The following is a 13,145-nucleotide window of genomic DNA, read 5'->3' on the forward strand; positions in this document are numbered from 1 at the left end:
AGCAGTAAAAGCGAGAAGCTAAAGCCATGCGAATCGTCCGGCGTTTTGATTTTTTGTGCCGGCTAAAACGCGAACAATGTGAACCAGGTTGTAATTATTTTGTAAACACATTGCTAAAGGAAATGACATCAACTACAACCATATCATCACAAGTGGTCAGACCTCCTACAAGCAAGGGAGCTTTTCTTTATGATGATTTTGAGCATTCTCGCAACCGTTGTACTGCTCGGTGTGTTGTTCTATCACCGTGTCAGTTTATTCCTGAGTAGCCTGATTCTTCTGGCCTGGACGGCTGCACTTGGCGTCGCTGGCCTGTGGAATATCTGGATTCTTGTTCCCCTGGCCATCATTTTACTACCGTTTAACCTGACGCCGATGCGTAAGTCGATGATCTCTGCGCCGGTGTTCAGGGGATTCCGTAAAGTGATGCCGCCGATGTCGCGTACAGAGAAAGAAGCGATTGACGCCGGTACGACCTGGTGGGAAGGCGATCTGTTCCAGGGCAACCCGGACTGGAAAAAGCTTCACAACTATCCACAGCCGCGTCTGACCGCCGAAGAACAGGCCTTTATTGATGGTCCGGTAGAAGAAGCGTGCCGCATGGCAAACGACTTTGCCATCACTCACGAAATGGCCGACCTGCCGCCTGAGCTGTGGGCATACCTGAAAGAGCATCGCTTCTTCGCGATGATCATTAAGAAAGAGTATGGCGGTCTGGAATTCTCCGCTTACGCTCAGGCTCGCGTGCTGCAAAAACTGGCGGGTGTCTCCGGGATCCTGGCGATTACCGTTGGCGTGCCAAACTCCTTAGGCCCGGGCGAGCTGTTACAGCATTACGGTACAGAAGAGCAGAAAGATCACTACCTGCCGCGTCTGGCGCGTGGCCAGGAAATTCCGTGCTTCGCGCTGACCAGCCCGGAGGCGGGCTCTGATGCCGGCGCGATCCCCGATACCGGCGTGGTTTGCATGGGCGAGTGGCAGGGCCAGCAGGTGCTGGGCATGCGCCTGACCTGGAACAAACGTTATATCACCCTCGCGCCTATCGCCACGGTGCTGGGCCTGGCGTTCAAACTCTCTGACCCGGAAAAACTGCTGGGCGGTGAAGAAGATCTGGGCATTACCTGTGCGCTGATCCCAACCTCGACCCCAGGTGTTGAGATTGGTCGCCGTCACTTCCCGCTGAACGTACCGTTCCAGAACGGTCCTACACGCGGTCAGGATATCTTTGTCCCGATTGATTACATCATCGGTGGCCCGAAAATGGCCGGTCAGGGCTGGCGTATGCTGGTAGAATGTCTGTCTGTGGGCCGCGGCATTACCCTGCCGTCGAACTCAACCGGCGGTCTGAAATCGGTGGCGATGGGGATTGGGGCTTACGCGCATATTCGCCGTCAGTTCAAAATCTCCATCGGCAAGATGGAAGGTATCGAAGAGCCGCTGGCGCGTATTGCGGGCAATGCCTACGTGATGGACGCCGCAGCCTCGCTGATTACCTACGGAATTATGCTGGGCGAAAAACCCGCCGTGCTGTCGGCAATTGTGAAATACCACTGTACCCACCGTGCACAGCAGTCAATTATTGATGCAATGGATATCGCAGGCGGTAAAGGGATCATGCTCGGTGAAGGCAACTTCCTGGCACGCAGCTATCAGGGCGCTCCGATTGCCATCACCGTTGAAGGGGCAAACATCCTGACCCGCAGCATGATGATCTTCGGTCAGGGCGCCATTCGCTGCCATCCGTACGTGCTGGAAGAGATGGCCGCCGCGCAGAATAACGACGTGGATGCCTTTGACAAGCTGCTGTTCAAACATATCGGTCACGTGGGCAGCAATGAAGTGCGCAGCTTCTGGCTCGGCCTGACGCGCGGCCTGACCAGCGCGACGCCAACCGGCGATGCGACCAAACGTTACTACCAGCACCTTAACCGTCTGAGCGCCAACCTGGCTCTGCTGTCTGACGTTTCCATGGCGGTGCTGGGCGGTAGCCTGAAGCGTCGCGAGCGCATCTCCGCCCGTCTGGGTGATGTGCTGAGCCAGATCTTCCTGGCCTCTGCGGTGCTGAAACGCTACGACGATGAAGGCCGTCAGGAAGCGGATCTGCCGCTGGTGCACTGGGGCGTGCAGGATGCGATGTATCAGGCCGAACAGGCAATTGACGATCTGCTGGCGAACTTCCCGAACCGCTTCGTGGCAGGTGCCCTGCGCGTCGTGATCTTCCCGACCGGTCGTCATCACCTGGCGCCGTCCGACAAGCTGGATCACAAGGTAGCGAAGATCCTCCAGGTACCGAGCGCAACCCGCTCTCGTATTGGTCGGGGTCAATATCTGGCACCTACCCCGCATAACCCGGTAGGTTTGCTGGAAGAGGCGCTGCTTGACGTGATGGCCGCCGACCCGATTCACCAGAAGATCTGCAAACAGCTGGGCAAAAATCTGCCGTTTACACGACTGGATGAGCTGGCAAAACAGGCGCTGGCGGGTGGCATCATCGACAACAGCGAAGCTGCGATTCTGGTGAAAGCCGAAGAGAGCCGTCTGCGCAGTATTAACGTGGATGATTTCGAACCGGAAGAGCTGGCGACACAGCCGGTAAAGCTGCCGGAGAAGCACCGCAAACCTGAAGCCGCATAAGACGTTCAGCGTCCATCAACCCCGCTCCGTGCGGGGTTTTTTAATGCCACATTTTCTCGTAATGACGTGCTACAGTGTCAAAAAGCGATCTTTTAAGGAGTCGGTATCGTGCCTGGTTTGAAGATTTCTGTTTTACAGCAGCCTTTAGTTTGGATGGACGGTCCAGCCAACCTTCGCCATTTCGATCGCCAGCTCGAAGAGATTAGCGGTCGCGATGTGATTGTCCTGCCGGAGATGTTCACCACGGGTTTTGCGATGGAGGCTGCAAAACAGTCGATGCCGCAGGACGAGGTTGTGGCCTGGATGCACGCCAAAGCGCAGGAGACAAACGCGCTGATTGCCGGTAGCGTCGCCCTCCAGACCGAACGCGGGCCGGTTAACCGCTTCCTGCTGGTCGAGCCAGAGGGAAAGGTGCATTTCTACGATAAGCGCCACCTGTTCCGCATGGCGGATGAACATCAACATTATGAAGCCGGAAGCGAACGCGTGGTATTTGAATGGCGTGGCTGGCGTATTCTGCCGCTGGTCTGCTATGACCTGCGCTTCCCGGTGTGGTCGCGCAACCGCAACGATTATGACCTGGCGTTGTACGTCGCCAACTGGCCCGCCCCACGCTCCCTGCACTGGCAGGCTTTACTGACCGCGCGCGCGATTGAAAATCAGGCTTATGTCGTTGGCTGTAACCGCGTAGGAACGGACGGCAACGGGCATCACTATCGCGGTGACAGCCGGGTGATCAGTCCGCAGGGTGAGATTATTGCCACCGCCGAGCCGCATCAGGCAACACGAATTGACGCTGAGATCTCGTTAACGGCGTTAAAGGAGTATCGGGAGAAGTTTCCGGCCTGGCAGGATGCAGATCAGTTTACGATCGGATAAACGCAACCCGCGATGTTACCCTGGCTTATCGCCTTGCGTAACATCAGGGAAAAGCAGAAATGAAAAAGGCCCACGTTATAAATAACGTGGGCCTGAATAGTGGCGGAACGGACGGGACTCGAACCCGCGACCCCCTGCGTGACAGGCAGGTATTCTAACCGACTGAACTACCGCTCCACTGTTCCCGTTTGGGGAACGAGGCGAATATTACGGTTTGCCTCTGAACTCGTCAACGCTTTTTCTCAGGTTTTGAATCGTTTGCTGCAAAATTCACCCAAACGGTGATTTAACAAACGTTTCGGCACATTTTCACGTGCGCCACAAACAGCTTCCGCCCTTCTTCTGCACTAAATCGAGACGAGATTCATGGTTCATCAGTTCTTCATCACTGGCTAAAACAACCCGCAGGCGATTCGCCTGACGCACAATGCGCTGAATTCCCCCTTCATCCCGCGTCTGCTGGGATTCATTTTCCATACTGAATTTCATCGACGTTTGCCCGCCGGTCATGGTCAGGTAGACATCGGCCAGGATCTGGGCATCGAGCAACGCGCCGTGCAGCGTTCGCTTGGTGTTGTCTATCTCATAGCGAGAGCACAGGGCATCAAGGCTGTTACGCTTGCCGGGGAACATCTTCCTTGCCAGCGCCAGGCTATCCGTGACTTTACAGAACGTATTCGTCTTCGGAATATCACGGTTGAGCTTGCTGAACTCATAGTCCATAAAGCCGATATCGAACGACGCGTTATGAATGACAAGTTCCGCACCTCTGATGTAGTCGAGAAATTCATCTGCGACGTCGGCAAAGGTGGGCTTATCCAGCAAAAACTCATCGGCAATTCCGTGAACGCCGAACGCTTCCGGGTCCACCAGCCGATCGGGTTTAAGGTAAACGTGGAAGTTGTTGCCCGTAAGGCGACGGTTCACCACTTCAACGGCACCAATCTCAATGATTTTATGCCCTTCGTAGTGGGCGCCAATCTGGTTCATACCGGTGGTTTCGGTATCGAGAACAATCTGGCGAGTAATTGCAGTGCTCATAGCGGTCATTTATGTCAGACTTATCGTTTTACTGAACGTTTCAAATACAGGAAGTCTACCAGAGATGCGTAAACAGGTAGAAATTTTCACCGATGGATCTTGTCTCGGTAACCCAGGGCCCGGCGGCTATGGTGCCATTATGCGCTATCGCCAGCATGAAAAAACCTTTAGTGAAGGCTATTTCCTGACCACCAACAACCGCATGGAGTTGATGGCGGCCATCGTGGCGCTGGAAGCGTTAAAAGAACATTGCGACGTGGTGCTGAGTACCGACAGCCAGTATGTCCGCCAGGGCATTACCCAATGGATCCACAACTGGAAAAAACGCGGCTGGAAAACGGCAGAGAAAAAACCGGTCAAGAATGTCGATCTCTGGAAGCGTCTTGATGCCGCCCTCGGTCAGCACGAAATCAAATGGGAGTGGGTAAAGGGGCACGCCGGTCATCCTGAAAACGAACGCTGTGACGAGCTGGCTCGCGCGGCGGCATCCAACCCAACCCATGAGGATGCAGGTTATCAACCTGAATCCTGATCACGGTTTTTTGTACTGCCGCGTGGCCCCCACGGTCTGGCGGATCCGCGTTTTTGATTTGCTTTGCTTCATTGGGTTTAGCGTAAGGGGGATCGTCCTCTTACGCGCGACAATAAATTGCATGCAGCCCAGCGCGGGTAAATGGGTGCTTAATAAAACCCCGCCTTTACGCGTCCAGGGGATGACCTGAAAACCCCCATAGCTCAGCACTTCGAAATTTAACAGTGAAAGCCAGTCCAGCTGGCGCATCATGGTAAACATCCTGCTGTTATAGGGCGGCGTGCGGCGCAGAACGGGCGTCAGTTTACGTAGCCCCATCAGACTCAGCGGATTAAAACCGCTCAGGATCAGCCAGCCGTCATCAATCAAAACGCGGTCGGCTTCCCGCAGCAGACGATGGGGATCGCTGCACCAGGGCAGCGTATGGGCGAGCAGACAGGCATCAATGGATTTTTCCGCAAACGGCAAATGCAGCGGATCCGCTTTCACCTGAACCGGGGAGCCATTAAGCGATACGCTAACCTGATGCGAGATAGCGCAGCTTTCGGTATTGATTTCTGCGCTCAGATTGCCAATCTTAAGCAGGTGAAAACCATACATTTTCGCGAGCCAGGGTTTAAGCTGAAGTTCTAAGGCCTCGCGATAATATTCACCCCAGGGCAACTCTGCCCAACGTTCCGGTGGTGCGACAGTCTGAGGTATCCTTGCCGGTTTCATCAAAACACCCGCCACGCTATAAGAGGTAATGCATGAATCTTATCAGTATTTCCGCCTTTCAGGACAATTACATCTGGGTTTTAGTCGACGACGATCGCAGATGCATCATTGTTGATCCAGGCGAATCCGCACCGATCCTGCACGCGATAAAAGAAAACGGCTGGCAGCCTGAAGCGATCCTACTTACCCATCACCATCACGATCATGTCGGCGGTGTTCCCGATCTCCTTGCGCGCTATCCTCATCTTCCCGTCTACGGACCGGCAGAGACACAGGATAAGGGTACGACGCAAGTTGTCGAAGAAGGCGAAAGTATCCTCATTCTCGGGTGGGAGTTTTCCGTATTTGCTACGCCAGGTCACACTTCCGGTCATCTCTGTTTCTACAGCAAACCTTATCTGTTTTGTGGCGACACGCTGTTTTCTGGCGGCTGTGGAAGGCTGTTTGAAGGCATGCCAGAACAGATGTATCAATCTTTACAAAAAATTAATGCGCTTCCAGCCGACACCGTAATTTGTTGCGCACATGAGTATACATTAGGGAATATGAAGTTTGCTGCAAGCGTGCTGCCTGAGGATCGGGCGATTCAGGATTATTACCTGAAAGTGAAGGAGTTACGTGCAAAAAACCAAAAAACACTCCCCGTAATTCTGAAAAATGAACGACAAATTAATTTATTTTTAAGAACTGATGATGTTGATTTAATTAATAAAATTAATCAAGAAACAAATTTGTTACAACCTGAAGCGCGATTTGCATGGTTAAGGTCAAAGAAAGATAACTTCAGATAATTGCGGGTTGCCTTTTCAAAATTTCGCCGTTATCATCGCTCGTCTTTTAAGCAACTATTGACACACACATGAAGGCAAAAGCGATATTACTCGCCTCTGTCCTGCTTGTAGGTTGCCAGTCACAAAACGGCAGCAACGTACAACAGCACGCACAGAGCCTTTCTGCGGCTGGTCAAGGGGAAGCAGGGAAGTTTACGAGTCAGGCGCGATGGTTGGACGATGGGACATCCTTCGCGCAGGAACAAGACTTGTGGGCCTCTATTGGCGACGAGCTAAAGATGGGAATTCCGGAAAACAGCCGGATTCGCGAACAGAAACAGAAGTATTTGAGAAATAAGAGCTATCTCCACGATGTAACATTACGGGCAGAGCCGTATATGTACTGGATAGCCGGGCAAGTTAAGAAACGTAACATGCCTATGGAACTGGTACTACTACCCATAGTGGAGAGCGCTTTTGACCCGCACGCGACGTCTGGCGCCAATGCAGCAGGCATCTGGCAGATCATTCCGAGCACAGGGCGAAATTATGGTTTAAAGCAGACCCGCAACTACGATGCGCGTCGTGATGTTGTCGCTTCAACGACAGCCGCTCTCGACATGATGCAACGTCTGAACAAGATGTTTGACGGCGACTGGTTATTGACTGTCGCGGCGTATAACAGTGGTGAAGGTCGTGTACTGAAGGCAATGAAAGCGAATAAAGCGCGTGGAAAATCCACAGACTTCTGGTCGCTCTCACTGCCACAGGAAACAAAGATTTACGTACCGAAAATGCTGGCACTGAGTGACATTCTCAAGAACAGCAAACGTTACGGTGTACAACTGCCAACACCAGACGAAAGTCGTGCACTGGCGCGTGTCCGCCTCAGCAGCCCGGTTGATATTCAACAGGTTGCCGATATGACGGGTATGTCGGTAAGTAAGCTTAAAACCTTTAATGCAGGTGTTAAAGGCTCCACGCTGGGTGCTAGTGGCCCACGCTATGTGATGGTTCCGCAGAAACATGCGGAACAGTTACGAGAGTCTTTAGCTTCGGGTGAAATCGCAGCCGTTCAGTCCACGCTGATCGCTGATACGTCGCCTGTAAGCAGCCGCAGCTATAAGGTGCGTTCAGGTGATACGCTTTCAGGTATTGCATCACGTCTTGGCGTGAATGCGAAAGATCTCCAGCAGTGGAATAATCTGCGCGGATCTGGTCTGAAAGTGGGTCAAACGCTGAACGTAGGTGCAGGTAGCAGCGCACAGCGTCTCGCTAAAAACAGCGATAGCATTACCTATCGCGTACGTAAAGGCGACTCGCTGTCCAGTATTGCTAAGCGTCACGGCGTAAACATCAAAGATGTGATGCGCTGGAACAACGATACTGACAACCTGCAACCTGGCGACCAGCTGACGTTGTTTGTGAAAAACAGCGCTACGCCAGATTCCTGATAGTACGTTCGCTTGTTAAAAAGGCACCGATTCCCCTCGGTGCTTTTTTGTTTATCCTGCTTTTTGCGCTTCAGCCATAATGGTGTCGCTAGTAAACGAACCATCGTCATGCAGCTCAAAGTACGCCTTCACATCAGCAGAGGCGCTCTCCTGGTACAATCGGATCGCCTGAGTTAATGCCTCGGGGGTGCGCATCCGCGCAATCCATGACGCAAACTCCAGCGGCAAACGGTCGGTTATCAATGAGCGTGAAATCAAGCCGGCTTCGGTGATAAACGTAAGCCACTCTCCACTGGAGTAGTTTTGCACGTGCGAGGTATCACGCAGCGCTTCAACCGTCTGGAGCCAGATATTTCGTACCGGATGTCCGGGAGACATCACGTCCATGATGATGAAGATTCCGCCCGGTTTGAGTACGCGTTTCACTTCCCGTAATGCCTGCCCCACATCATGCCAGTGGTGTGCAGAGTAACGGCTAATCACAACCTCAAACGATGCATCCTCAAAGGGTAATGATTCAGCGTAGCCCTGGCGCGTCGTGACGTTATTCAGTCCTTTCGCTTTCGCCGCTTCAGCGACCACATCGAGCATCTGGCTCGATAAGTCATACGCCGTCACCTGAGCAACCTGCTCTGCGGCGGTAAAACTGGCATGCCCTGCCCCGCAGCCTAAGTCCAGCACGTGCGCGTCAGGAAACGCGGCGAGCCGCTCGCCGAGACGCACCAGGTCGCGGCCAGAGGCGTGCACGGCGCTGCTCAGGTAGGCACTTGCCTGCGAACCAAACTGTTTTTCGACGTTGTCATGATGGGAGTGTGTTGTTGTCATGTTGCTGTCCTTTTATGGGTTAAAAAATAAAGGGCAGCACCCGCACAGGCCTGCCCCACGGCAGACCTGACGCACCATTATTTATCAGGTTTGCCGGGACTGAATTCAACTAGTAGAGGATTATGATCGGAGGCGCGCGTCACCAGAACGGAGGCGTCGTGCACGCTTAAACCCCGATAGAAGACAAAATCAAGAGGACGGCCAAACGCTTTCTTGCGCTGGTCATCGTTAAAACGAACTTCACGCAGCGACATTTCACGCGCGAAGCGGTACAACGCGTTCATACGCGGACGGCTCCAGGCATTGAAGTCCCCTGCCATAATGATCGGCCCACTGTGATGAGCAATCTGATCGCCAATGGGAAGTAACTGCTTACTGTACACATCAACACCGAGGCTGAAGTTCACCGCATGAATGTTTACCACCATCAGCAGACGGGTGTCGGGCAACGGATAGACTGTGACCAGCGCCGATTTTGCCAGACGCAGGATCGGCTCACGTTCACGCAGCGGGCAGCAATAGACCGGATGTGCGGCTGAAAGGGTCATCACCCCAGAAGGATGCTGTGGCAGAACAAAGGCAGGCACCTGATCGGCTGCAAGATAGTTTGTCGTTGCAAACCTGACCAGCTCAGGCGTGGTTTGCGCCTCCTGTAACAGAACCAGATGCGCATCTTTACCAAAATTTTGAAGTACGGATAACCACTCCGCACGCTGTTGTTTAAAGATGTTCCACACCAGTACGCGAATTTTTTCGTCACTGCTTAATGGCGTACCCGCTGGTAATGCCTGACCCAGGCTCGCAAACGACCCCGGAGGCAAGATCCTCTCCGCGGGCATTCCGGCAACATAACGCATGGCATAGGTATTTTTTCGCACTTTTGGAAACGGCCTCTGTAACATGAACCAGCCCGGAAAACGGACTGGTTCTAATGTTATAGGGATTTTAGGTCACACTTTCAACGCAATTACTGAGAAACCGCTTTCCAGTTTTGTAAGCAAGCACTTACTGATACTTACCCAAGCGCGACACGAGCGGGTTTATCAAGCCGTCCACTCAGACCAATAAGGAGGAAAGCGACAAGCACAATTACCGCACCAATCCATGGCGTTTGGGTTAATCCAACGTGTTCAACCGTCTGCCCGCCGATAACCGATCCGAGTGCGATGCCGATATTGAATGCGGCGATATTCAGGCCGGATGCGACATCCACCGCATTGGGCGTATAGCGTTCGGCTTTCTGTACAACATAGACCTGCAATCCCGGTACGTTACCAAACGCGAATATTCCCATAACCAACACGGTTACCAGCGCGGCGTATTGTATCGACGCGGTGAACTGGAAAATCATCAGCAGGACAACCAGCGCGGCGAAAATGAATTTCAGCGCCGGTACCGCACCATGCTTATCCGCAAGTTTGCCGCCCCAGATATTGCCGATTGCGACGGAGATACCGTAGCCCAGTAAAATCCAGCTCACTGCGCCCGGAGAAAAACCAGCCAGTTCCTGCATCATCGGTGCAAGGAAAGTGAACGCAGTGAACACACCTCCATAACCCAGAGCCGTAACGGCATAGATCAGCAGCAGGCGCGGGTGTGTGAGAACCTTAACCTGATCGCTCAGGCTGGCGCTCGCGCGCCCCGGAATACTGGAGGGTACCAGCAGCAGGCTGGCTACCAGAGCAATCACGCCCAACAGCGATACCGCGAGGAAGGTTTCTCGCCAGCCAAAATGTTGCCCAATAAACGTTCCTAACGGCACGCCGGTGACCAGCGCAACGGTTAAGCCGCCAAACATAATCGCAATGGCTGACGCCGCTTTCTCTTTTGGCACCAGGCTGGTTGCAATCGTGGAACCGATGGAGAAGAAGACACCGTGCGCGAGGCCAGTCAGCAAACGGGCGATGACCAGAGTGGTGTAGTCCGGAGCCTGCCACGCCAGAATATTGCCGGCGGTGAAGAGCACCATCAGGGCAACTAACAGTTTTTTACGCGCAAAGCGCCCAGTCAATGCGGTCAGCACAGGCGCCCCAACAGCGACGCCTAACGCGTAAATAGATACCAGCAGCCCGGCAGAAGGCAGCGAAATGGCGAGTTGTTCAGCAATGGTGGGAACAAGTCCTACAATAACAAATTCGGTCGTGCCAATTGCGAAGGCACTGATCGTCAGGGCAAGAAGCGCCAGTGGCATAAATACTCCGTCTCTTCAGGATTAAGATGACAGGCAGTATGCGCCAGTGTTTAAATAACAAAAATGGTTAGAATCTCAATAGAATTTTGCGGATGATGCAATAATGAAAGCCACATCGGAAGAACTGACTATCTTTGTTGCCGTTGTTGAAAGCGGCAGCTTCAGCCGTGCGGCCGAACAGCTCGGGCAGGCGAACTCCGCCATTAGCCGCTCGGTGAAAAAGCTGGAGATGAAGCTCGGAGTGAGTCTGCTTAATAGGACAACGCGGCAGCTCAGCCTGACGGAAGAAGGTGAACGTTATTTTCGACGCGTGCAGTCCGTTTTGCAGGAGATGGCGGCGGCAGAAACGGAAATAATGGAATCGCGCAGCACCCCGCGCGGATTGCTGCGCATCGATGCGGCTACGCCGGTCGTGCTTCATTTTTTGATGCCGCTGATTAAGCCCTTTCGTGAGCGCTACCCGGAGATGACCCTGTCTCTGGTCTCCTCGGAAACGTTTATCAATCTTATTGAGCGTAAAGTGGATGTGGCGATCCGCGCCGGAACCCTGACGGATTCAAGCTTACGCGCTCGCCCTCTGTTCACCAGCTATCGCAAAATTATCGCGTCACCGCAATATATTGCAGAGCATGGCAAACCGGAGACCGTTGAGGAGCTGAAGCAGCACCTGTGCCTGGGCTTTACGGAACCTGTCTCGCTGAACACCTGGCCCGTAGCCTGTCATGACGGACAACTTCATGAGATCACCTGCGGACTTTCGTCTAATAGCGGAGAAACGCTGAAACAGCTTTGTCTTGAAGGAAATGGGATCGCCTGTTTATCAGACTATATGATTGATAAGGAAATAGCTGCGGGTCAGCTTGTAGAACTGATGGCTGACAAACGCTTACCTGTAGAGATGCCTTTTAGCGCAGTGTATTACAGTGACAGAGCGGTAAGTACGCGCATACGCGCTTTTATCGACTTCCTTAGCGAACATATAAAAACAGCTCCCGGAGGAGCTGTGTGAGGGTTTAAAGGTACAGAGGGAGGGTTTTTATTAATCCCAGTCTGGTGCTAACCCTTCCGGGCTGACAAGACGATCGTTGCATTCCAGTGCAGCGATCGCGTTTTTATCTTCATCATCAAGCTGGAGATCCCGCGCTAACAGGTTACTTGCCAGGTTTTCACGTTTGGTTGAAGACGGGATCACGGCATAGCCCTCACCCATCGCCCATGCCAGGATCACCTGTGCGGCTGTCGCATTGTGTTTCTCAGCGATGCGCGCAATCACTTCATCTTTCAGCGCCTTACCATATGCCAGCGTCATGTACGAGGTGATGTGAATACTATGCTGTTTCGCCCAGTCCACGACTTTGCGGTTTTGCAGGTAAGGAGAGAGTTCAATCTGGTTAGTAGCAATATTCTCTTTACCCACTGCGGCGATGGCCCTTTCCATCAACGGGATGGTGAAGTTAGAGATGCCAATTTCACGCGTTAAGCCTTGCTCTTTTGCTTCCAGCAGCGCCTGCATAAACTCTTCCACAGAGACGGCATCATCAGAAGATGGCCAGTGGATCAGCGTCAGATCAACATAGTCAGTACGCAGCTTTTTCAGACTTTCCTTCAGGCTTGGGATCAGCTTGTCTTTGCTGAGATTCTCAATCCAGATTTTAGTGGTGACGAAAAGTTCGTCGCGCGGTACGCCACTCTCTTCGATGGCCTGGCCTACGGCAGCTTCGTTATCATAAATCTGCGCCGTATCAATAGCACGATAGCCCAACTCGAGTGCGGTTTTAACAGATGCAATAACAACATCGTCTTTCAGGCGAAAAGTGCCCAGACCCAGTGCAGGGATAGTCATATGATTCCTCAATCGTTATGTTCGTAAACTGAGGAAGATTATCGCTGTAGTTGTTATGACGAAAAAGATCGTAAAAAGCAGAGGATTTTTGCTAATTTCGCAACAATCAAACGACAGATAAGAAAAAAGCCCTGAGCTAACGCTCAGGGCTTTTAATAAGTGGCGGAACGGACGGGACTCGAACCCGCGACCCCCTGCGTGACAGGCAGGTATTCTAACCGACTGAACTACCGCTCCACCGAATACTTCTGTAACCACC

General features: G+C 52.9%; 12 protein-coding genes and 2 tRNA genes. 6 read left to right on the plus strand and 8 right to left on the minus strand.

What is annotated here, in order from left to right; translation table 11 throughout:
• Positions 1-189: 189 nt before the first annotated feature.
• Together fadE and ACOTXD_RS08315 are read left to right on the plus strand one after the other, a co-directional pair.
• Positions 190-2,634 carry an acyl-CoA dehydrogenase FadE gene (gene fadE, locus ACOTXD_RS08310; protein WP_061855981.1) on the plus strand — a complete coding sequence of 815 codons (2,445 nt, stop codon included), beginning with the start codon at positions 190-192 and terminating at the stop codon, positions 2,632-2,634.
• Positions 2,635-2,742: 108 nt separating this feature from the next.
• Positions 2,743-3,513: an amidohydrolase gene (locus tag ACOTXD_RS08315; RefSeq protein WP_003863235.1), complete on the plus strand. Its 771-nt coding sequence runs from the start codon at positions 2,743-2,745 to the stop codon at positions 3,511-3,513.
• A 100-nt stretch (positions 3,514-3,613) separates the two neighbouring features.
• Here ACOTXD_RS08315 and ACOTXD_RS08320 read toward each other — a convergent pair.
• Positions 3,614-3,690 (minus strand) — tRNA-Asp (locus tag ACOTXD_RS08320).
• A gap of 132 nt (positions 3,691-3,822) precedes the next feature.
• Positions 3,823-4,554, minus strand: coding sequence for a DNA polymerase III subunit epsilon (dnaQ, locus tag ACOTXD_RS08325; protein WP_003863237.1), 732 nt, complete (start codon positions 4,552-4,554; stop codon positions 3,823-3,825).
• On the opposite strand from dnaQ, the gene rnhA reads away from it, so the two are divergent.
• The gene (rnhA, locus tag ACOTXD_RS08330; protein WP_160840538.1) at positions 4,508-5,086 is read left to right on the plus strand and encodes a ribonuclease HI; all 579 of its coding nucleotides are present in this window, start codon (positions 4,508-4,510) and stop codon (positions 5,084-5,086) included. The two genes, dnaQ and rnhA, sit on opposite strands and share 47 nt — an antisense overlap.
• Here rnhA and ACOTXD_RS08335 read toward each other — a convergent pair whose 3' ends face one another.
• Complete coding sequence (locus ACOTXD_RS08335) at positions 5,087-5,803, minus strand: class I SAM-dependent methyltransferase (protein WP_017383714.1); 717 nt, start codon at positions 5,801-5,803, stop codon at positions 5,087-5,089.
• A gap of 32 nt (positions 5,804-5,835) precedes the next feature.
• On the opposite strand from ACOTXD_RS08335, the gene gloB reads away from it, so the two are divergent.
• Both gloB and mltD read left to right on the plus strand, forming a co-directional pair.
• Complete coding sequence (gene gloB / locus ACOTXD_RS08340; RefSeq protein ID WP_032608580.1) at positions 5,836-6,594, plus strand: hydroxyacylglutathione hydrolase; 759 nt, start codon at positions 5,836-5,838, stop codon at positions 6,592-6,594.
• 68 nt (positions 6,595-6,662) lie between these two features.
• On the plus strand, positions 6,663-8,027 hold the full coding sequence (gene mltD, locus ACOTXD_RS08345) for a murein transglycosylase D (protein WP_022650424.1): 1,365 nt from the start codon (positions 6,663-6,665) through the stop codon (positions 8,025-8,027).
• Between the two features lie 51 nt (positions 8,028-8,078).
• Here mltD and ACOTXD_RS08350 read toward each other — a convergent pair whose 3' ends face one another.
• The 3 genes from ACOTXD_RS08350 to ACOTXD_RS08360 all read right to left on the minus strand — a co-directional run bounded on the left by ACOTXD_RS08350 (position 8,079) and on the right by ACOTXD_RS08360 (position 11,043).
• Complete coding sequence (locus ACOTXD_RS08350) at positions 8,079-8,852, minus strand: class I SAM-dependent methyltransferase (protein ID WP_003863245.1); 774 nt, start codon at positions 8,850-8,852, stop codon at positions 8,079-8,081.
• 77 nt (positions 8,853-8,929) lie between these two features.
• The gene (locus tag ACOTXD_RS08355; RefSeq protein WP_003863247.1) at positions 8,930-9,730 is read right to left on the minus strand and encodes an endonuclease/exonuclease/phosphatase family protein; all 801 of its coding nucleotides are present in this window, start codon (positions 9,728-9,730) and stop codon (positions 8,930-8,932) included.
• Between the two features lie 137 nt (positions 9,731-9,867).
• The gene (locus ACOTXD_RS08360) at positions 9,868-11,043 is read right to left on the minus strand and encodes an MFS transporter (protein WP_003863248.1); all 1,176 of its coding nucleotides are present in this window, start codon (positions 11,041-11,043) and stop codon (positions 9,868-9,870) included.
• Between the two features lie 103 nt (positions 11,044-11,146).
• Here ACOTXD_RS08360 and yafC point away from each other — a divergent pair, with 103 nt between their 5' ends.
• Positions 11,147-12,052 carry a DNA-binding transcriptional regulator YafC gene (gene yafC, locus ACOTXD_RS08365; RefSeq protein ID WP_015571393.1) on the plus strand — a complete coding sequence of 302 codons (906 nt, stop codon included), beginning with the start codon at positions 11,147-11,149 and terminating at the stop codon, positions 12,050-12,052.
• A gap of 30 nt (positions 12,053-12,082) precedes the next feature.
• Here yafC and dkgB read toward each other — a convergent pair whose 3' ends face one another.
• Positions 12,083-12,886, minus strand: coding sequence for a 2,5-didehydrogluconate reductase DkgB (gene dkgB / locus ACOTXD_RS08370; protein WP_061855982.1), 804 nt, complete (start codon positions 12,884-12,886; stop codon positions 12,083-12,085).
• Between the two features lie 160 nt (positions 12,887-13,046).
• A tRNA-Asp gene (locus ACOTXD_RS08375) sits at positions 13,047-13,123 on the minus strand.
• Positions 13,124-13,145 lie beyond the last annotated feature (22 nt).

Origin of the sequence: Enterobacter cloacae complex sp. CDL013 (assembly GCF_049238805.1) — a bacterium.
In the GTDB taxonomy this organism is placed as follows: Bacteria; Pseudomonadota; Gammaproteobacteria; order Enterobacterales; family Enterobacteriaceae; genus Enterobacter; species Enterobacter hormaechei_C.